This is a genomic window from Bacteroidales bacterium, assembly GCA_017521245.1.
Taxonomy (GTDB): Bacteria; Bacteroidota; Bacteroidia; order Bacteroidales; family G3-4614; genus Caccoplasma_A.
Genome location: JAFXDI010000001.1, coordinates 101,576 through 123,975, shown reverse-complemented (window position 1 = coordinate 123,975; position 22,400 = coordinate 101,576). Strand labels below are relative to the sequence as shown.

The following is a 22,400-nucleotide window of genomic DNA, read 5'->3' as shown; positions in this document are numbered from 1 at the left end:
AATATTGTTTATATAGTTACGGCAAAGATAATTAATTATTATAGATAAATCATATAATTGATTTAAGTTAAATAAAATACTTCTTATTAAGAATAACGTTACAATTATAATCTTCTATCTTTTATATTTAAATATATATAGTAATACTATTACCAGAGAGGCAAGTGTTATAAATAACAGAATATGCCAAATATGCATCATTATCGCCGAATATAACTCATCTCTATTTTTCCATTCGTATATTTTACTATTAGACTCTAATTGTGAAACTCTTTCATATCCCTCATCTACTGTTAAACATTGTAATCCTTTTTTATTACAATATTCTATTATTTCTGATAAGTATTCTGAGGAATAATCTCGTTGATTAGCACTATGCGTTAGAAAAACTATCCAATTTCCTTTTTCTACTGCTCTATCAATCTTGTTTTTCACTATTGATATATTCTCATGTTTACTCACCGGAAATCGATTGATATAATACCTATTAAAATCTTTTAAATCGCAATCATATCCCCTACTATTAAATGCTAACCTATATTTATCTTTTATATATGGGAGTATATTGAAATAATCTTCTTCTGAAAATTTTCCGTAAGGATAAACAAAATAGTTATGATTCACAAAACCTAAACTATCCAATATATAGTTTGAAGTTTGTATCTCTTCTTCTATTGCAACAATATCTACATCTTCCCATACACATGCTTTGTGGGTTAAAGAGTGATTACAAATATGAAATCCTTGTTGTTGAAATGATAATAAAGAGTCTTTTATGGTTTCATTTTTTATTAAGTTCTGAGCTATAACTGCAAATGAAATCTTTACTCCTTCTTTATCACATATATTTTTAATATTATCTATACTCTCTACAGATGATGCATCATCATCTATTATTGTATAGAATGATTGTGATTTAGATTCGAAAGTTATAAATACAATAAAAAAAAATATTATTGAAATAAATCTTCTCATGCTTTATTTTTTCTAAATTTAAATTTATACTCAAAACTACATAAAACTCTCAATGATTTCACCTTTCCATCTACTGGTATTGAAAGCATTGGTGTTACTGATAATCCGCCATAAGAGAATATAAATCCTGCTCTTACCCTATTCTCAGACAAACGATACTCAGGTATGGTGGTGTATTGCGCAATTACTCCTAAATATTTAATTATTTGCACATCGGTAGAGACATTGAAAAAGGTTTTGTATTTATTTTCTGTATCATAATGAGGATTTACGGTTGCCTCAATATTCCATGGTTTTAAAATTTTGTATCCAGCAGAAACATTAGCTCCAAAATCTTGATAATCGGCATTCCACAATGTACTTGCATATGCATTTGCTTTTAATGTGAAATTACCCCATGTATGGCGATATGCCATATATGCTCTGATTTTCTGAAATCCAAATTTCTCGGAGTATATTGAATGTTCTAACTTTGCCTCCCAGTCATTTTTAAATTCATATGACACATAAGCATATCTAATATCTCTCAATCCTACGTTTAATTGAGAATATATATTATTAATGCAAAATAGCAAACAAATAGATAGGAATATTTTTTTAGTACTACTTTTCATTTTAAATATTTATTAAGTTCATAAGTTAGTAACTCGTAGCCATAATTGTTCAAATGTAAACCATCATATGAATATTGCATATTTATTGATTCATCTTTCAATAATTTACTATATACATCAACAAAGGTTATATTCTGTTTTATCGCCTCTTGCTTTATCCGATCATTAAGTTCTTCTATCTTTTTATTTATACCTTTACCTTCATTATTAAAATTTCGGGGTAATATTGAAATCAGATAGGTATTGTCAGCATTTAAAGATGTTATTGCATTAATATATTCTGCAACATATTCATTTAACTTAGCCTCATTTGTTAATTTATATATATCATTTGTTCCGAATAATACTACTACATCTTTTCCTGTCATTGAGTATGCCATACTCTTTATATAATCAATTCCTGAAGCAGACTTACCTTTGTTCTCTGTCAAAAGATTCGGGAAATAAAACTGCAAATCCCATCTCGCCACTTCTGAGTCCCCAATAAATGAGAGCCATCTCTCATCCTCATTCTTACACCCACATATTATTAAAAAAAATAGTGTGAATATTATTATCTTTGACTTCATATATTGATTATTAATTGTTTATACTTATATTTCGCAAATAACTTGATAGTTTATACGAGAAAATTTTTGCACCCTCAATGTTTAAATGGTCATTATCAAAGAAGAGTGATGAGTCATTTATAAATGTACTATCTTGCAATGCGTCATATATAAGTATATTTTTTTCTCTACATAATTGCTTTGTTACTTCAAGAGCCTGAGATTGTTTAATATATTTCTTATATACAGGAGGCACAAAACATATTAACTCAACATTATTCTTATTACACAAATCAACAATTGTTTTAAACTTATCAATACCTATTTTTTCTATTTCTGTATCACCTGTCTCCTCTATCATATATGGTGGCAACGAAGGTATTCCTTTTGCAATAAAGCCTCTTTCTCCTTTTTCGCCAGGTTCAATAAAGTTATATAGTAATATCCTAATCCAAATTGTATTATATCGGTAAAGGTTTGATTTAGCCATTAATTTATCAAACCACGTTCCTTCTTCAATATAATTATCTAATGTTTTGTATCCAAGCCCATAATAAGGAGCAAGCATATTATATCGACTTCCTTTATTATAATTATTTAGTTCATCTTCTCTCATTCCCCATAAAATAATATCAGGCTTATGATGAGAAAATATTGCTTCCAACATTGTCTCAAAATAGGGTAATCCTTGTCCATTACATGCTCCATTCCATACTGTCATATTTAAAGAATCTTCTATTATTTGTGGAATTGCACTATTTAATGCGACACTACTCCCTATAATAATAACGTCATCTTTTGTATCCTTAATTAAATAATCAATAGTTCTATAATCTCCTGGTATTTTATAATTCTGAACATAATGCCTACTAAATATTCCAAAGAGAATATCTACTAAGAATATAGTAGTTATAATTATAACAAGAAATATAACTAATCGTTTCATATTATTTAGAATTGAAAATATATAAATTGTCCACCTTCAAACTTCGCGCACATTAGAAGTAAGATTATCATTAATGCTGTGACTACTGAAGATATTATATAATTTTTATTATGTAATAGGTGTATATTTAGTTTTAATTCGTCTTTAAGTTCTTTAAACATTAAGAGTGCTATCAATCCCAAAAACATTATGGTTGTTGGTTTTCCATCTCCGTTATATAACAATCCTGGCTGAGTAAATATTTTTTCAAATGCCATAAACGCATCATTTACATTGTTTGCTCTAAAGAATATCCAACCAAACATTGCCAACAAGAAAGTAAATATAACTTCTCCTATTTTTACAAATATGTTACCTTCTCCATAATCGAGCCAAGAGATTTTACGTTTTATAGCATTTAGTACCTGCAAAATACCATGATATACACCCCATAATATAAAAGTCCAATTGGCACCGTGCCATATACCACTTATAAACATTGTAAGAAATAGGTTTCTTTGATGCTTTATTGCAGAACATCTACTTCCGCCCATAGGAATATATACATAATCGGCAAACCATGATGATAATGAGATATGCCATCGTCTCCAAAAATCTCTCATAGATCTTGCCAAATATGGTCTGTTAAAATTCTGCATCAAATCAAAGCCCATACATTTAGCAGCACCAATAGCAATAAGAGAGTATCCTCCAAAATCACAAAAAATCTGAAATGTAAAAAGGAAGGTTGCAAATAATATTGATGTTCCATTGTGTTGCACCATATTATTATAAACTGCATCAACATATGGTGCTACATTTTCGGCGATACCCAATTTCATAAAATATCCCCATACCATTAATTTTATACCTTCAATAAAAATATCTCCATTAAAAGTATGTTTAGTATGAAATTGTGGCAATAGATTCTTTGCTCGTTCTATAGGTCCAGCTACTAATTGAGGGAAAAAACTTACAAATAGAGCATATGTTGCTAAATTTTTTTCGGCATTGATAGTTCCTCTATAAACATCAATTATATAACCAATTGCTTGAAATGTATAAAATGATATACCCACTGGAAGTAATAAGTCAAAGTGGGGAACATCCATTCTTATTCCTAAATATTCAAGACCCCAAAAAACCGATTCGGTTACAAAGTTCAAATATTTATATATAAATAATATTAATAGATTTAAGATAATAACTGTTGATAGATATATCTTTTTATGCTCACTACTCTTCTCCAACATATTACCACAAAACCATGTTGTTATTGTAGTAATTGCTATAAGAATAGCATAAATGGGCTCCCAATTCATATAAAAATAATAGCTTGCTATTAAAAGCATACTATTTCTGAATTTATGAGGTAACACCCAATATAATATGGATACTATTGGAAAGAATAGTAAAAAACTTAATGAATTAAATAGCATAAAGTAATGAAACTTTTATATATTTTATTTTCCTATATTATGAATCTACATCAACGAATCATATACATCTTTTACTTGTTGAGCAATATAATTCCAATTATATTTTGACATATCATACTCAACCTTATTACTCTCGTTTGATAATTTTGAAGTTAATTGTTTCTCTAACGATTTTATATTACCACATTCAAAATAACAATCTTTATCTAATCCCACCTCTGTATTTGCAGGTATATCACTTACCAATACATCTGCTTTAGAGTTCATTGCCTCTAAAAGAGCAATTGGCAAGCCTTCGTGATATGATGGGAGAACAAATAGTTTTGTATTTGAGTAGAGTTGCGAAAGTTTATCTTTTTGGATAAAGCCTGTTAAAATCACACCATTCTCTTTAGCCATCTCTTTGAGTTTTAGAGAGTATTTTGATTCATGATCAGCTCCTCCTGCTATTACCAATTTCTCTTTACATCCAATATTCTTATATGCTTCAACTAAAAGGTCAAAACCTTTCTCTTCTACAAATCGTCCAACAGCTAAGATATATGAACTCTTTTCTAAGCCTAACTCTTTAAGATAATCTGCCGAATTGGATGTGCAACTTAAATTTACTCCGTTATGTATTAAGTGAACTTGCTTTTGCGATGGGTATTTGGTGTTTATTATATTCTTTATATGCTTTGATATCACTATCACCCTATTAGAGTATTTTGCACCCCATTTTTCACCTAATCGTAATATCCACTTTGAGAATTTACCCCACTTTTGGCGGTCATAATCTGGACCATGATGAGTTGTTACCACTTTCAACCCCAATAAGCGAGCAAATGGGACAACTATTGAAGGACCTATCGCATGAATATGTACTACATCTGCATTTGTGAATCTTGCATATAATACTGCCAATAGGGTATGGATTACCGCTTCAAAATGTTTTGTCTTTAAACATGAAATATCTTTGATTTTAACACCACGATATTCTGTAGTTTCGTATCCTTTAGATATATACTCCTTTCTGCGAACCACAACAACTTGATGATTATCATCTACCAACAAAGGATATAACTCCTCGCAATGCGACTCTACGCCACCTTGTATCCCTGGTATTCCACGAGTACCTGTAACTACAATTTTCATTTATCGTTAAGCTCTATTGAAATGGGTTTTCCTGTTATTGTATTCCATTTATTTTTCATTACCCACTTCATGGGTGTTGTAATATATTTCTTCATCACGGGAGATGCTGTTCCTACCATCCAACAATTTTTTGGGCAATTACGGACCTTCTCTCTTATCCTATTTGCTTGTTCGCTTTGCCAAATCTCATCAAACGACTCAACATCTTTTATATTACCCATACTCTCTTTCCAATGTTTCTCCTCCATTCCATTACAAGGATATACCTCTCCAAAAGGATCAACAAAGAAGTTTACAAGGCCTGCTTCGCATGGTAATAAACGGCGATTACCATGTATATAATTAATAAGTCCCATATTGAAGTATGCTCTAAACCAAGATTTAGGACTATTCTCCTTTAATTGCCACTCCATTAGTGTTTTAAAGTTTCCACATACTTCATCTTTATTTGTTATTTGATTATCATCTTTATGGAAATAGTATGAGTTATGGAATGCTGCTGTTGCAAACTCCATTCCCAATGATTTTGATAGTTTATACAACGAAAGCATATCGGCAGAATTATGGTTTGATACAGTTATTCCAAATCCTATATCCTTTATGCCCATATTCTTTAATGTCAATAGAGTTCTTAAGCCTTTATCAAATCCTCCTTGACGTCCTCGCAACTCATCATTTTTTTGAGATAACCCCTCTATACTTATTCTTATTCCTATATTTGGGAAACGTTGAGCCATCTTAATTACTCTATCCTCAAACCAACCCGATGTTGAGATTACTACACGAGGTGACTTTTGAAAACAGACTTCAATAATGTCTTCTAAATCCTCTCTTACAAAAGGCTCTCCTCCTGTTATATTTATGAACTTTACATTAGGAAGTTTCTTTATTTGTTCAATTGTTATCTCCTCACTTTTCTCTGTTGGATTCTTCCAGATATTACACATCTGGCACTTCATTGGACAACGATATGTAACGATAATACACATATCTGTTGGTTGTTGCACTGCTCCCATAATTTTTATTTTTTATTGGTCGTTTTCTATTATTTTTCTTTACACTTAATATAAGGTTTCTTCACAAATTTATCATCTGGCAAAGATAATAAATATTTCTCTTTATCAGTCATATTCATTCTGCCAGTTTTCAAATCAACCTCTTTCAGTTTTTTATACCACTCATCGGTATAACCTATATGTTTAATTGGATTGCCTGCAACCATATATCCAGAGGGGATACTTTTTGTAACTACCGAACCTGCACCAATTATTACATTATCTCCAATTTCTACTCCTGCCATTATTTTACACCCCTCACCTATTGAAACATAATTTCCTATTTTAATTTTTCCAAACCAATCTAAATCTGGATCATTATACCGTATTTGCAAACAATAAATCCCTCCATGTGTGAAAAATTCTGTATCTTTTGCAATACGGCAATAATCTCCTATTTCTATTAAATAGCCTTCTGATGTAGATAAATGACATGGAGAGATACTACAACCTATACCTATTTTTACTCCATGTTTACGAAGATAATTTTCAGGTGTATCATAACAACCTGATATTAAAAACTGTTTTACCTTTGATCGATTTATAATTCCCATATCTATATTATTTTAAAATTATTTTTTATCAATTAAAAAGCCTTGTTTTCGTACTCCGATTTGTACTCCCCAATTATCGCCAAATAGCGTTCCTTTATCAAATGCTCCTGCAAGAGAGAAGTTCCATCCTTTCACTTTTTTGTTAGTATAACTCAATTGCAACTTTGATGCAAACTGATGTTTTATATTTGTATATGGAGCATAGGGTGTTCCCCAACCTCGTTGATGCGAAACAAGTAGTTTATATCGTAATCCTTCTATTATTGTTCCATCAACCCCTCCATAAAATGCTCGAGTTATATTATTTGTAAATCCTAAATATCCATCTTTATTATATAAAGGAGATGTTATAAACGGAGTACCCATTGTGTGTCCGCGATGAACCCAACCATTATATACAACGTGTGCATAGTAGTTGTCACCTGCACTCACTTGTACTGGAATTTCAGAGGTTTCATCCCAAAGAAATGGTCCACTCTGATTTGTTGCATTCATTATCTCAAATGTTACACCCTCGATATAGAATTGTTTGGTTGAACGATAAGACAAACCCCATAATCCATCAAACTTATTGCGGAAGGTCATTCCTGAGTGGTCATCAAAAAAGTGTTCGTAATATGCTTTTACTTCCCAATCTTTTTTCTTATAACCTAAAGCAAGTATATATATACCCAAATGATTACCCGATACGTTTACTTGATCAATATCGGGAGAATCTTCTCCTCCAGAAAGAGGAATAAAAACTTTTAAATACTCTTTTATCCCTGATGGAAATACAACAGTCTGATTACCTCTATAATCATATACCGTACCACCAAATTGAGTTGCCATATCAATACCTATTAAACCATATAAAGGTTTTGCGTTATGACCTATTTTAAAGACTATATTCTTACGATGATACAATAGATTTTTAGTGTATTGCATTCCATCTGTCTTAAAATCTTTTTGATAGGGGTAATCAACAAACCATCCATACGATAATCCTCCTCGCACATGAAACCAACCTTTTGTTCCTGGTACTTGTGTGAATTGAGGAAGTCCTACATATATTTGAGGGATAGGACGAGCATTCCCGCTATTTACCATTCCTCCGCTACTCAATTCCTCATCCCATAGAATTGTTTTCTCCTCTCTTGCACCTGCAAATATGCTCCAATTTTTTAGTTTGGCATCAAAATATGCCTGTTGCAGATATATAGGTGCTTCATTTCTGTATGCCCCCACAACCTCCAATCCAAATGAATATGAAAATTTCTTATCCTCCGCAACCTCTTTATATAACCCTAATCGTAAATACCCACTATTGTTTTTATCCGATACAACTCCATGAGTATTGTTCATCATCCAGAACGGAGTGTAATCTCCTCCTCCACATATAATGTTTGCCTCAGCATTGTATGAGAGGTTAAAATCTTTTGCTGACGCCGAAAACATTAGAGAAAGCGTCAATGTTACAAATAAAATTATACGCTTCATACTCAATAATATTTACGGAATGAATATATTGTATCGTTAACTGATAACTTCAATGATTTTGCAGATAACTCTCTTATTTCAAATTTGCGTTCTGGAGTATTCCAGTCTAAATATTTATTGTTCTTTGCCTTACTAAAATATGTTTTAGGAACTGATATCTTAATTATATTATCATTAATAAGATAATTTGCATATATACGCTCAGCATAATGTGGTGTTGTTGATTGCAAAGTTTGTATCTCACACACTCCACTATCGAAACACCAAAAGAGAGAATCTGTTTCAAGAAAATTTTGAGCAGACTCTATTGTAGTTGTTTGCCACCTTCCTTCCAACTTTGCTTCATTATCTTTTGAGCAAGAGAGGAACAATACAAATAATAGTATAAAATAATATTTATGCACTATATATAAGTTTTATTTCATTGTAATAATTCTGAGCAACAAATCTCATATTTGCTTTTTTTGTCATTGCTTCTCTATTGTATTCCAGATATTTTATTGCCATTACTGATATAGCATTACTTAATGACTCTTTGTTAAATGCCTCATATAATAATCCGTTATCTTCTGATATTAGTTCTGGAATACCTCCTATCTTTGCTCCAATTACAGGAGTTCCCATGCATAATGATTCTATTACACTACCTGGATTATTTTCGTACCACTCCGAAGGTACAACTGAGAACATTGCCTCTGATAACAAAGTTACTACTTCTTCACGAGATATTTGTCCTAAAAATTCAATTTTGTCTGAACTATATCTATTTCTAAACTCCTCTTCTAATGGTCCCGAACCTGCTATTTTGAGTTTATATGGTAACTCGCTTGCAGCTTTTAATAGAGTTTCAACACCCTTCTCCTGAGATAGACGACCTACATAACAATAATAGTCTGATATATTCTCTTTTACAACAGATGTATCTTTTTGTTCTAAGATAGGGTTACTCTTTACTACTATCTTAGATTTAGGAATTCCTGCTTTTATCATCATCTGTCCCATAAATTCACTTGGACAGATAAAAGTATCGGTATATTTAATTAATTTCTTCAAGTTCCAATATCTTGCCTCTAAATATGCCAATATACTTGCAACCAAACTACCTTTCATACAGCGAGTTTTAAGCACTCCCATTTTATCCGTAAGACACAATTCACAAGGTTTTCCATTGTATAAACATGAATATGACGGACATGCCAATTTATAATCGTGCATTGTCCATATTACCTTACATCCTTGCCTCTTTGCTAATTTGGCAACCACTGGAGAGAGATATGAGTGTATATTATGAAGATGAACCACATCAGGATTGAAATCTTTTAGCAATTTAAGAAATTGTTTCTTAACATCACCTATACCAAATATACGTGCTGCGGCTTTCAGTTTATTCTTTATACCACCAGAAAAACTAACTTCTGATGGATAATAGTTATCATATCCCGAAGGAATGTTTTGAGAAAATTGCATTGAAAAAACTGCAACTTCGTGTCCATTTTCTTCTAATATTTTACGGAGATTTATGGTTTGAATACAATCTCCTCCTCTATTATAGTAGAATTTATTTACTAACAAAATTTTTTGTTTCATACGTTTTTATGCTTATTAGATTCTAATATAGCTTTATACTCGTTAATATAATTAATTGCAGTTTGCTTTACCGAGTAGTTTTCTTCAACTCGTTTATATGCTGCTTCAATCATATTGCTATCAACTCCTTGTTCTATTATTTCAATAATTTTATTTGCACAATCTTCAGCATCGCCATTCTTAAAAGAATATCCATATTTGCCATTATCTATTATCTCTAAAGGTCCTTGATTCTCAGATACTAACACGGGTACTTTTGCTGCCATTGCTTCTGCTACTGTAAGTCCGAAACCTTCAAATATTGAAGGCTGAACAAATAGGTCATACTCACAAAGATGCTCAAATATATATTGTTGTGATTTTGCACCTATAAGTTTAACTTCATTCTCTAACTCTAATTTTTTTATCAACTCTGTTAAATAATCAAATGACGGTCCTTCTCCAATAAAATCTACAGAAACTTTATAACCTCTATCTTTTACTCTTTTTATTGCTTCAATAAGTATATGTTGACCTTTCTTTTGATGAATTAATCTGCTTATATGAAGTATTTTAAATACAGGTCCTCTTTTTAGTGATATAGTACTTCTTATTTTTGATATATTAATACCATTTAACACTATTGTTGAATCAACACCGACGGAAGTATATATATCATTTTTTACTGCTTCGGATATTGAAAATGCTTTTACGTATTTTGTCAAATATCTCTGCTCTACAATATTTGAAACATCATGACGGGTTACACAAGTTCTATTTTTTAAACTATGTAATATAAAATATTTTATTAACGAAGGAGAATGAACGTGTATTATATCTGCGTTTGATTTATATATTTTATAGTTAAATTTAAAAATATAGTATGGGTTTTTTGAACCTAATGGACGTCCTATACAACAAAAATTTACTCGTTCATCTATTGCTTCTCGCAATTCTTTATTCACTAAATCATTTAAACATATTATGGAAATATCATGTCCTAATGACACCTGCTCATTTACAATATTTACAAGCATAGTTTCAATACCTCCAAGGTCGAAAGCATATACAACGTGAACAATTTTCATATCTATTTTATTCTAAGAATTGCTTTTATAATATCTGTTAATATGAATCGTATCTGCCAATAGTATGTGGTAAGTATTGATTTATTATAAATTTTTGCGTCATAAAGATATAATCTCTCACGAATATTTTTAATAAATTTTATTTTACCTGTTGCAGTCTTAGCCTCTTCCCATAGCCTGAATTGAGCCAAAGGTTTATCATCAATAGAGTATATATCTCCAAATTTTAATAATTTAAGAAACAAATCTAAATCCATACAATAATAGATGCTCTCATCCAAATAATTCACTTTATGAACTATATCTCTCTTATAGAATGATCCCTGCTGTGAAACATCATAATTTTCTGTTAGGAGTCTTTTCCTGTTTTTTATATGGTTATCCCAAAATCTTATATGATTATTTTTAGAATCAATCATTTCTATTCTTGAACCATAAAATATTGCTCCATCAGGGTGTTGTTTATATAGTTTTACTATCTCCTCAACACAATAAGGATAGAGCATATCATCAGAATTTATCCAACCCACCAATTCCCCTTTTGCTAACTTAAATCCTTTATTTATAGCATCGGTTTGTCCTTTATCTTTTTCACTTATTATAATATCAATCTTATCGCGGTAACGCTCAACAACCTCCATTGTATTATCGGTTGATGCTCCATCAACAACTATATATTGTATGTTTTTATAGGTTTGGTTAAGTACACTCTTAATTGTATCCTCTATAAATTGTCCTTGATTATATGAGGGAGTTACAATGGTTACCAATACGTCCTCTTTTTCCATATCTCTTTATTTTATTAAAAGTTTTGTTGCAATATTTCTTACTTTGGGCATTGTTCCCAAATATCTCTCTATATCTGATTTATTTATCAAATATCCTGTTTTGGTAAAGATAACTAAAATTAATATTATTACCAAAGGATAGAGCAGTACATCAAAAATAGTTTCCGGCACAATATAGCATTTTAACACATAACAGATACCTCCGGAAATTACAACCCATAAAAGTATTGTTATATAATATTTTAATAGTGATACAACTTTTAAATCATTATACTTTTTCATATAATAAAGACCTAACAAATATCCAAATAAGACAGATGCCGTATTTGAAATAATAATAGCATATTCTCCTGTAATTTTATATAACATAAAGAATACCAATATATTTAAAACTACCCCTCCTAAGTGCATATATATATTCCTATCTGCCATATTTTTTGATTGTAAATAGTAGTATATAGGTATAATAGTTGGTGAAAAAAGAATATATGATATAGTTATTGCCAATATATATATCAGAGTTGTTGTTGTATAATCTTCTCCCAACCAAAGTTTTACTAAAACAGGAAATGTAAATAGGATAACCATAGCGAGAGAGGTAACCAACAGCTGTATTTTTTTACTCATATCTGCAATCTTCTCGTTTAATTGAGGAGATTTGTGTTGTTCTGATATATAGGGAAAGAGCGGATATGTAGCTTTTTGGAACAATCCTGCTACTTGATGTTTTATACGGAGTGCTATATCGTAGAACGCAACTAAATCTATTCCAACAAATTTTGACACCAATATTTTTGATAGTGGTTCTAAAAAGAAACTGCAAAAACCTGCTGTAAATATTTTTGCCCCGTATGAGAATTGTTTTAGAAAGGCTCTTTTTAAGTGAGGACGTATGGGTTGTGTCAATTTAAAACTTCCCCACAATGAGCGTGCTTTCCAAAATATTAGGATAAACCATACTAAGGCAGATAAGAATAGAGGTATTCCAACTTCAGCTAAAGTACCTCCACTAATAACCACTACTATAAGACCTATCCAATATATTAAATTATATATAAATTGTATTATATTTGATATATATATTTTTTGCAATGCATCTATTATTGATACAGCAACCTGCCCCACAATCAATAAAAGATTAGCCAACAACAGATAATCATATAAACAACTTGATGAATATACAAACTCTTGAGGCACACCAAATATATTCTCTATTATGGGTGTTTTAAAGATATATAGTAAAGAGCAAAGTAATATTGCTATCACTATTGTTGAGAATAGAACTACAACAATATCGCGTTGTGATTCCTCTGTTTTTCCTTGTTTTGAGAGAAATACCAACAACGCACTATTTAAACCAAATGAAGAGAAGACGTTCAAATTTCCAAGTATTGAGACAAGAGCAAAAACCCCATAAGACTCAACTCCTAAGTGATCAATATATATTGGTACACACAAAAAGGTTAATATGGCTACTGCCACAATCTTAAGTATACCAATTGTTGAATTTTTTATCAATAGACTTTTTTGTGTCATATATATTAACTATTTAAATATTCCTTATTTGCAGTATTTTCTATCTCCTGCTTCTTTAGTAAAATATAGACAAGTAATATCAGCGATATAAACTCCATGCTTAATATTTGTACGCTTGTAAATGAGGTTATAAATATTACGCCCAATACAGAGAATACAACCTTTGCAAGTGTATCAGATTTATATTTTTTATTAAAGAAGTTTACTATGGTAAAATAATAGATCAGGTATAGTATTGTTCCTACTATCCCAAATCGTATTACAAATAGAGACCATGCAATATCTGATGTATCAACCTGATTTACAAAACCTGTTTCCTCATTTTCAATACCCACAATAAAATCGAAGTTATTCATTGTATAATCAGAGCCTTCAGACATAAATCCTAAACCGAATAGTAAAGTTATCCACTCGTCAGATGCGTAATATAGACGCTCTAAAAAGTGTAAAATCCTAAATGTAAAGGTTGCTCCATCAGGGTGTTGTTTATATAGTTTTAATATCTCCTCAACACTATAAGGATAGAGCGTCATATTCAAATTGTAATTATAATACATTGAATTCTTTTAGTATTATACTTTGTTTAATTATTCTCTTTTGACAATAGGTTATCTTCTTCATTATTTACATTTATTTCATTCTTTTGCAACAAGACATAGACTAATAAAATAAAAGTTATTGTTTCCATATCTAATATTCTTACTCCTGTAAATGTTAATATAAATATTAGACACATTGCTAAAAATATTGATTTTGCGATGGGTTTATTATATCTCTTATTAAAAAACCTCATCAATAAGAAATAGTAAATTAAATATACAATAGTTCCTATTAAACCAAGACGTATTACAAATAGAGACCATGCTATATCAGCAGTATTCACCTGATCAACAAAACCCGTCTCCTCATTCTCAAGCCCTACTATAAAGTCAAAATTATTAATTGTATAGTCAGAACCCTCCGACATAAATCCCAACCCAAATAGTAATGTTATCCAATCTTCTGATGCATAATAGAGCCGTTCCAAAAAGTGTAATACTCTAAAAGTAAATGTAGCATCATCTAATGTTCCTGCTACAAAATCTTCGGGTTCTATCTCAACAGAGCCAATAATATCTTGTGCAATTTTTGTCTCAAGGAGATTACCTTGTATTACTCCTAAGAAAGGTATTAATGCAACAAATATCACAATAAGAATAGGATATATCTTTTTTATTTTTTCTCTAAAATGATTATAAAGGACAACCAATATAAATGCCAATAATAAACTTCTGTGCATACACAAAAATATTGGCAATACCAATATTGAGAGATATACTAATTTCTGTTTTTTTGTAAACTCTGAATTATATAAAGCGAATAAGAAGAAAAAGTTATGATATATTGGTGTATTATAAAAGCGTGCTATTTCAAACATTCCAAAGAGGGGTGTTTTTCCCTCAGTATAATGGCCTTGTAATATAGGCATATCCAACATAGGTTGCAAAGAGTAAAGAATGCTCAAAAAGAGAGTTATTTTAAAAAGAAATTTTACTACGTTTTGTAGTTCTTCTTTTGAGAGTGTATAAAAGAGTATTGGAGATAATAGAAGAAAATATTGCCTTGTATTCTTTATAACCTCTACAATAGGAATATGATATATAAAAATACTTACTCCTGCTGCTAATACAATGAATGAGAGAAATATGAGAGTAAATTTAGGGAGTACATCAATGAGTTCTTTTCGTTTACCTGAAAAATACTCCATTGCTATTACTCCTAAAAGATAGAGTATTGCATAATCAGTTGGTTTTATTGAGACAGGGAATGCAAATACGGCATCTGGTATTAGTTGAAAGCCTCCTGTTAGGAATCCAAAAAAGGTAATAATAGATAACTCTTTTTTTCCTTTCTTAAACCACCAGAGTGCTAACAACAGAAATATAAACATAATCCTCTTTTCAAAAAAATGTTAACCTTTTAAAAGGTTAACGTAACGAATATCATATTTATTATATTTATAAAGAATTATTTCTAAAAAAATTTAAATAAGAATAGAGAGAGCCTCTCTCTATTCTTATTTCTTAATAGTTGATTTAATTGAATTCCTTTGTCTTGTTTATAAATTCTTTATATTTATTTTTTGCTTTTATCAAAAAATCTTTTCCAAATAGATACCATGCTATTATTGCTGCAACACCTAAAAATGTGAGTACTAAGACAATTGTTGTTTTTCCTGTTCCTGATTGTTCGTATGGCAATGTTGAAGGCTGAACTACTGCAAATGCTGGTTTTGCTTCTTGCACTTTTGCTCGAGCAACTTGTAATTGAGTTGCAACATTGCTATATATTTGATATGCCAATATTGCTTCGTTAGACAAACGCTCTTGTTCCGCTATAACGCTCTGCTTTACAAGATTTTTATTTGCATCTACATAACGAGCATATTCATCTTGTTTTGAAAAGTAGTCTTCTTTACTTTCTGTATATATTTGTTCCCAATACTCACAATCATCAACGGATTTAGCCACACGATACTCAGTAATTTTAGCTTGTAGTTTTTCTACTAAAGCATCTGCTACCATAGCTGTTACCATAGGATCATTAAGAGTAACCATTATAGTTGTAACGCTTGTTTTTTTATCAACTACAACCTCAAATAACTGCCTAAGTATCAAAACTTTTGCGTTATCTATCTCTGATAGGTAATTTGAACTACTTCCTTCTCCTATAACAACGGGTTCTTTCCATAGTTTTGTTATCATCCCTTTTACACGTTTAGGAAAACCCTTTATTTTATGGAATAGCGTTATATAGTGCTTTAAGATATACACATCTAATGTTGTATCTATCTTTCCGTTTGCTGTTTTTACTCGAGTATCAAGCATATCTACTAAGAATGGAGTTGATGCAACTATATCGGGATATAGTTGAGCTGTTAAAGCATCTGCATTCTCTCCCATACCCATACCTCCAATACCAAACATTGACGCTACTCCCGACAACATTCCTTCTCCATTTTGTCCTGCTTCAGGTGCCAATGTCATAGTTACTGTATATTGTTTTGGGATAAATAGAGCAATCACAACGGATAAAACAAATACTACACAACTTAACCTTATTATCTGTTTTTTATATGGAAGAAGTTGTTTTATGTATTTCATTAAATCCAATGAATCATCTTTCTTATTTTCTTTTGTGTTTTCAATATTTTCGCTCATAACTCAGACTCTTTATCTATATTAAGTGCAAATATAGTAAATTTATCTGTAATACAAATTTTATTCAAATTTAAATTTGAATTATAATTCATATATTATTATCTTTGCCTCCAAAGAAAATAATATTTCAACAACAATACTATGAATTTTCTTAAAAGAGCATACAATCATTTGATATGGAGATACAACAACCTTGCTCGTAAAATTAAAATTAAAAGAATGGGGTTTGGATTATTTGGTAAGAAAGTTATGTTTGACTTTCCTTCTGTTATCAGTAACCCTAAATTAGTTTATCTCCACGATTATAGCCGACTTCAAAAAGGACATATTATATACAACTACACAGGTAAATTTATAATGAAAGAGTATTCTGGTGCTTCAATTGATTTACTTGTTGTTACCGGGAACCATATTCCTACCGTTGGGATTCCTCAATATTCTTTGGCTATTTCGCATATTAATGATAAAGAGACAGACGTAATTTTAGAGGAAGATGTTTGGGTTGGTGCAAGGGTTACTTTGTTGGCAGGAACTCACATTGGACGTGGTGCTGTAATTGGAGCAAACTCATTAGTTAATAAAGAGATCCCTCCATACGCTGTTGCAGTTGGTTCTCCTGCAAAAATCATCTCTGCCAAATTTACTATTGAACAGATATTGGAACACGAAAAGCTTTTATACCCAGAAGAGAAACGCCTCTCAAAAGAGTATTTGGAAGAGTTGTTTGAAAAACATTATAAAGGATTACGAACTATTGGTATTACGTCAGACTTAAACGAGGTTGGATTCTATGATTTTATGAAAAAGAATAAGTTTGAATACATTAAGAAATAGATGTAACATAATTATACTATACTTTCTACTAAAGAGACCTTTACTGTGGTCTCTTTTTTTATTTTTTAACTTATTCACAATATATATATTATAATATTTTATTATTTTTATGTTAATATTGTAAATTAATATTTTAAATTTGCATCTGTTGAAATGGTATAGTTTTATATTGTTTTATTCGTGATATTTATTGATAATAAATTAAAAAATATACAATAATGAATTTTAGATTTTTTGCAAATGCAGCACTTGCAATGGGTATTGTTTTAAGTGCTACTGCGTGTAAAGAGGAGAGTAAAGTACAAACTCCTCCTGAATATGCAACTATCACTGTTAAAGAGGATAGCGTTACGGTTAAAAACTCGTTTCCTGCTACTATTGGAGGTAATTCTGATGCCGAAATCAGGAGTAAGGTTTCGGGGTTTATAGTAAAGATAAATATCAGCGAGGGTGATATGGTTAAAAAGGGTGATGTTCTTTTTGAGGTAGATCACGATATTTATCAAGCAGAGTATAATACTGCTTTGGCTCAACTTCATGTTGCTGAGGCTAAGGTTGAGACCTCGAAACTTACCGCCCAGAACAAAGCTAATCTTGCCAAGAAGGGGATTATAAGTGAATACGAAAAGAAACTTGCTGAGAACGCTTTGGCTCAATCGGTTGCGGAATTGGAGCAGGCTCGTGCTATGTTAGATAATGCAAGAACTAATTTAGATTACACTTATATAAAGAGTCCTTCGGATGGTGTTGTTGGCAATATTCCTGTTAGCATTGGTAATTTGGTTTCGCCCTCTACTGCTGAGCCTTTAACTATTGTTTCGGATATTAGCAAGGTGTATGCTAACTTTTCTATTGATGAGAAGTTTATGTTATTCTATACAGAAAAGGGAGGTGTTAATGATATTCTAAAATTTATGCCTAACGTTGAGCTTAAGCTTGCTACTGGAGAGGTTTATGAAGAGAAGGGTGTTATTGAGACTATTAGCGGTGTTATGGATACTAAAACAGGCTCGGCTAAGATGAGTGCTATGTTTAAGAATCCCAAACAACTTTTGCGTAGCGGAAACACTGGTAATGTTCTTATTCCCAAAATTATTAAGAATGCGTTGTTAATTCCCCAAACTGCTACTTACGAGTTACAAGACAAGAAGTTTGTTTATGTACTTAACGATAGCAACGTTACTGTTAATAAACAGATTGAGGTTGAGCCTTTAACTATCAACCAAAACTATATTGTTACTAAAGGCTTGGAGGCTGGCGATAGAGTTGTTATTGAGGGTGTTGGCTCATCTGTTAAAAATAACATGAAAATTACTCCTATTACTAAAGAGCAATCGGAGGCTAAACTTAAAGCAGCAACAATGAAGTAGCTATTAGTTGCCGGCTAACGTAGCCCTTAGGGCTGTTGTTAGTTGTCAGACTTTTAGGACTTAAATACAGATATAGAAATTGATATATTTTAGTTTCTCAAGGCTCAAACTAGAAAGAAATTATTTTAGAATTTATTCATTATGAAGTTAGATAAGTTTATTGAACGCCCGGTACTTTCGACCGTAATATCTATTCTTATAGTTATTCTCGGTGTTATCGGTCTTATGTCGTTACCCATTTTGCAATACCCAGATATAGCCCCTCCTACTGTTGAGGTTAAGGCTTCGTATCAAGGTGCTAATGCTCAAACTGTGGTAAATAGTGTTATTGCTCCTTTGGAAGAGGAGATTAACGGTGTGGAGGAGATGACCTATATGACCTCTACTGCCACCAATACCGGTGATGCTACTATTACCATATACTTTAAGCCGGGTTGCGACCCAAATATGGCTGCGGTTAACGTGCAGAACAGAGTTTCCAAGGCGCAAGGTTTTTTGCCTTCGGAGGTTACAAAGGCCGGTGTTACTACAAGTAAAAAGCAGTCGAGTATGCTTATGGCGTTTACCGTTTTTAGCGAAGATGACTCGTATGACCAAAACTTTATATACAACTACCTTAAGATTAATGTAATCCCCCAAATTAAACGTGTTGAGGGTGTGGGTGATGCCTTTATATTGGGCTCGGAATACTCTATGAGAATTTGGTTAAAACCCGACATTATGGCTCAATATGGCTTGATGCCTCAAGATGTTGTAAGCGCTCTTAATGAACAGAACATTGAGGCTGCTCCGGGTCAGTTGGGCGAGAATGCCAAGAATGTTTCGTTCCAATATATGTTAAAGTATAAGGGACGTTTGCAAACTCCCGAAGAGTTTGAGAATATTGTTATTAGGGCAAATAAAAATGGTGAGGTGTTATACCTTAAGACTATTGCCGATATTGAGTTAGGCTCATTGAGTTATGCTCTTGACACTAAATCGAATGGTCACGAGGGTATTACTACTATGATTTACCAGAGTGCCGGTTCTAATGCTACTCAAATCATTAACGAGATTACTGAGTTACTTAACAGAGAGTCTGAAGATTTTCCTCCAGGTATGGTATATGATGTGTTGCTTAACACTAATGACTTCTTGTTTGCTTCTATCCACGAGGTGTTAAAAACTTTGATTGAAGCTTTTATCCTTGTATTCTTAGTTGTGTATATCTTCTTACAAGATTTCCGCTCTACTCTTATCCCCGCAATTGCAATACCTGTTGCATTGATTGGAACTTTCTTCGTTTTAAAATTGATTGGATTTAGCATTAACCTTCTTACTCTTTGTGCTTTAGTTCTGGCCATTGCCATTGTGGTGGATGATGCCATAGTGGTGGTTGAGGCTGTACATGCCAAGTTGGAAGAGGGTGCTAAGAGTGCTAAAGCAGCAGCAATAGAGGCAATGAATGAGATTTCGGGTGCTTTGATTTCTATTACGTTGGTTATGATGGCTGTGTTTATTCCCGTTAGTTTCATGTCGGGTATTACCGGTACATTCTATCAGCAATTTGGTTTGACGATGGCTATTGCTATTGCTTTTTCGGCAATTAATGCTCTTACCCTGTCTCCTGCCCTATGTGCTATGTTCTTAAAACCTCATACCCACGAAGAGGGAGAGAAGAAGAGATCATTTATTCAACGTTTCCATATTGCATTTAACGCTGCATACGATGCTACATTAAAGAAATATACTAAAGGTGTATCGTTCTTTATAAAGCATAAGATATTAGCATTCGGTTCAGTTGCGGCAGGTTGTGCCTTGCTTGTGTTCTTAATGGCTACTACTCCTACGGGATTAGTTCCGAATGAGGACACCGGTACTATATTTGTTACTCTTGATATGCCGCCCGGTACTTCGCTCGACAAGACTAAAGAGAGTATGGATAAAATTCAAAAACTTGTTGAGTCAAATCCTGCTATCAGAACATACACTGCTATTTCAGGATTCAGTTTATTGAGTTCGGCAACTGGTAGTTCGTATGGCTCGTTCATCTGCAAACTTCACGACTGGGAGGAACGTGATGAGACACAGAGTGCCGATGCTATTAATGCCTCAATTGCTGCTCAAGCAAGGGAGCTTGTTAAGGATGGTAGGGTGATGACATTCTCAATGCCTATGATTACTGGTTATAGTATCTCTAATGGTTTTGAATTTAACCTTCAAGATAAGACAGGTGGAACGATAGAGTCGTTCTATGAGGTTTCGCAAGAGTTTTTGGCAAAACTTAATGAACGCCCCGAGATTGCTGCTGCTCAAACAAGTTTCAATCCTACATATCCTCAATATATTGTAGAGGTGGATGCGGCTAAATGCAAACAGGCTGGGTTGGCTCCATCTGATGTTTTGAGTGCCCTTCAAGGTTATATGGGAGGTTTATACGCTTCAAATTTTAATAGGTTTGGTAAACTTTACAGAGTTATGGTTCAGGCTCGCCCCGAGTTGAGGATTGACAAAGATGCCCTTAATGGTATTAAGATTAAGAATGGTAATGAGATGACTCCTATTACTCAATTTATGGATTTGAAGAGGGTTTACGGACCAGATAATATAAAACGCTTTAACCTGTTTACCTCAATTCTTGTTAATGGTAGCCCCGCTCCTGGTTATAGTTCGGGAGAGGCAATTAAGGCTATTGAAGAGACTGCCAAAGAGTTTCTACCTCAAGGTTATGCCTACGAATATTCGGGTATGACTCGCGAAGAGCAGAGCCAAAGCGGTGGTCTTGGTGCTATTCTGGCTATTTGTATAATATTTGTTTATCTGCTACTAAGTGCCCAATATGAAAGTTATATCTTGCCTTTGGTGGTAATTCTTTCTATTCCTTTTGGTCTTGCAGGTACATTTATTTTTGCATGGATGATGGGTATTGATAACAATATATATCTACAAATTGCTCTTATTATGCTTATTGGTTTGTTAGCTAAGAACTCAATTCTTATCACTGAATTTGCTCTTGAACGCCGACAAAATGGAATGGGCATTGTGGAGTCGGCAATTGATGCTGCTGTTGCTCGTTTGCGTCCTATTTTAATGACTTCGTTGGCAATGATTATTGGTTTGCTTCCTATGATGTTTGCCTCAGGTGTTGGGGCAAATGGTAATAGTGCATTAGGTTCGGGTGCAATAGGTGGTATGCTTATTGGTATGGTGTGCCAAGTGTTGGTTGTTCCCGCCCTATTCATTGTGTTTGAAAAGTTACAAGAGAGGTTTAAACCTATTGAGGTTAAAAATAGTGTTGCAGAGGTTAAATAATTAG

At 32.3% G+C, this 22,400-nt stretch carries 20 protein-coding genes; 3 read left to right on the top strand and 17 right to left on the bottom strand.

What is annotated here, in order from left to right:
- Window positions 1-114: 114 nt before the first annotated feature.
- The 17 genes from IKK64_00545 to IKK64_00465 all read right to left on the bottom strand — a co-directional run bounded on the left by IKK64_00545 (window position 115) and on the right by IKK64_00465 (window position 16,901).
- Window positions 115-975, bottom strand: coding sequence for a polysaccharide deacetylase family protein (locus IKK64_00545; GenBank protein ID MBR4118550.1), 861 nt, complete (start codon window positions 973-975; stop codon window positions 115-117).
- On the bottom strand, window positions 972-1,589 hold the full coding sequence (locus tag IKK64_00540) for a hypothetical protein (protein MBR4118549.1): 618 nt from the start codon (window positions 1,587-1,589) through the stop codon (window positions 972-974). The genes IKK64_00545 and IKK64_00540 overlap by 4 nt, the downstream gene beginning before the upstream one ends.
- Window positions 1,586-2,158 (bottom strand): hypothetical protein, encoded by a 573-nt coding sequence (locus IKK64_00535; GenBank protein ID MBR4118548.1) that lies wholly within the window; start codon window positions 2,156-2,158, stop codon window positions 1,586-1,588. Before IKK64_00535 ends, IKK64_00540 begins: the two co-directional genes overlap by 4 nt.
- A 10-nt stretch (window positions 2,159-2,168) precedes the next feature.
- A complete protein-coding gene (locus tag IKK64_00530; protein MBR4118547.1) occupies window positions 2,169-3,083 on the bottom strand; it encodes a hypothetical protein in 915 nt (304 codons plus the stop codon).
- Window positions 3,084-3,088: 5 nt separating this feature from the next.
- Window positions 3,089-4,501: an MBOAT family protein gene (locus tag IKK64_00525; GenBank protein ID MBR4118546.1), complete on the bottom strand. Its 1,413-nt coding sequence runs from the start codon at window positions 4,499-4,501 to the stop codon at window positions 3,089-3,091.
- Window positions 4,502-4,546: 45 nt separating this feature from the next.
- On the bottom strand, window positions 4,547-5,635 hold the full coding sequence (locus tag IKK64_00520) for a glycosyltransferase family 4 protein (GenBank protein ID MBR4118545.1): 1,089 nt from the start codon (window positions 5,633-5,635) through the stop codon (window positions 4,547-4,549).
- Window positions 5,632-6,651 (bottom strand): radical SAM protein, encoded by a 1,020-nt coding sequence (locus IKK64_00515; GenBank protein ID MBR4118544.1) that lies wholly within the window; start codon window positions 6,649-6,651, stop codon window positions 5,632-5,634. The genes IKK64_00520 and IKK64_00515 overlap by 4 nt, the downstream gene beginning before the upstream one ends.
- 29 nt (window positions 6,652-6,680) lie before the next feature.
- A complete protein-coding gene (locus tag IKK64_00510) occupies window positions 6,681-7,244 on the bottom strand; it encodes an acyltransferase (GenBank protein MBR4118543.1) in 564 nt (187 codons plus the stop codon).
- Between the two features lie 18 nt (window positions 7,245-7,262).
- Window positions 7,263-8,723 (bottom strand): hypothetical protein, encoded by a 1,461-nt coding sequence (locus IKK64_00505; protein ID MBR4118542.1) that lies wholly within the window; start codon window positions 8,721-8,723, stop codon window positions 7,263-7,265.
- Window positions 8,724-8,725: 2 nt separating this feature from the next.
- Window positions 8,726-9,058 (bottom strand): lipocalin-like domain-containing protein, encoded by a 333-nt coding sequence (locus tag IKK64_00500; protein ID MBR4118541.1) that lies wholly within the window; start codon window positions 9,056-9,058, stop codon window positions 8,726-8,728.
- A gap of 61 nt (window positions 9,059-9,119) precedes the next feature.
- Window positions 9,120-10,310 carry a glycosyltransferase gene (locus IKK64_00495; GenBank protein MBR4118540.1) on the bottom strand — a complete coding sequence of 397 codons (1,191 nt, stop codon included), beginning with the start codon at window positions 10,308-10,310 and terminating at the stop codon, window positions 9,120-9,122.
- Complete coding sequence (locus IKK64_00490) at window positions 10,307-11,377, bottom strand: glycosyltransferase family 4 protein (GenBank protein ID MBR4118539.1); 1,071 nt, start codon at window positions 11,375-11,377, stop codon at window positions 10,307-10,309. The genes IKK64_00495 and IKK64_00490 overlap by 4 nt, the downstream gene beginning before the upstream one ends.
- A gap of 2 nt (window positions 11,378-11,379) precedes the next feature.
- Entirely contained in the window at window positions 11,380-12,165 is a 786-nt protein-coding gene (locus IKK64_00485) for a glycosyltransferase (protein ID MBR4118538.1), read from the bottom strand.
- A 6-nt stretch (window positions 12,166-12,171) separates the two neighbouring features.
- The gene (locus IKK64_00480) at window positions 12,172-13,701 is read right to left on the bottom strand and encodes an oligosaccharide flippase family protein (protein MBR4118537.1); all 1,530 of its coding nucleotides are present in this window, start codon (window positions 13,699-13,701) and stop codon (window positions 12,172-12,174) included.
- A gap of 5 nt (window positions 13,702-13,706) precedes the next feature.
- Entirely contained in the window at window positions 13,707-14,258 is a 552-nt protein-coding gene (locus tag IKK64_00475; protein MBR4118536.1) for a hypothetical protein, read from the bottom strand.
- Window positions 14,259-14,284: 26 nt separating this feature from the next.
- Window positions 14,285-15,631, bottom strand: coding sequence for a hypothetical protein (locus tag IKK64_00470; GenBank protein ID MBR4118535.1), 1,347 nt, complete (start codon window positions 15,629-15,631; stop codon window positions 14,285-14,287).
- 145 nt (window positions 15,632-15,776) lie between these two features.
- On the bottom strand, window positions 15,777-16,901 hold the full coding sequence (locus tag IKK64_00465; protein ID MBR4118534.1) for a chain-length determining protein: 1,125 nt from the start codon (window positions 16,899-16,901) through the stop codon (window positions 15,777-15,779).
- Between the two features lie 249 nt (window positions 16,902-17,150).
- Between IKK64_00465 and IKK64_00460 the strand changes: the two genes are divergently transcribed.
- From IKK64_00460 to IKK64_00450, 3 genes are all read left to right on the top strand, one after another.
- Window positions 17,151-17,735: a hypothetical protein gene (locus tag IKK64_00460; protein MBR4118533.1), complete on the top strand. Its 585-nt coding sequence runs from the start codon at window positions 17,151-17,153 to the stop codon at window positions 17,733-17,735.
- Between the two features lie 218 nt (window positions 17,736-17,953).
- Window positions 17,954-19,105 carry an efflux RND transporter periplasmic adaptor subunit gene (locus IKK64_00455; GenBank protein ID MBR4118532.1) on the top strand — a complete coding sequence of 384 codons (1,152 nt, stop codon included), beginning with the start codon at window positions 17,954-17,956 and terminating at the stop codon, window positions 19,103-19,105.
- 141 nt (window positions 19,106-19,246) lie between these two features.
- Window positions 19,247-22,396 carry an efflux RND transporter permease subunit gene (locus IKK64_00450; GenBank protein MBR4118531.1) on the top strand — a complete coding sequence of 1,050 codons (3,150 nt, stop codon included), beginning with the start codon at window positions 19,247-19,249 and terminating at the stop codon, window positions 22,394-22,396.
- Window positions 22,397-22,400: the final 4 nt, after the last annotated feature.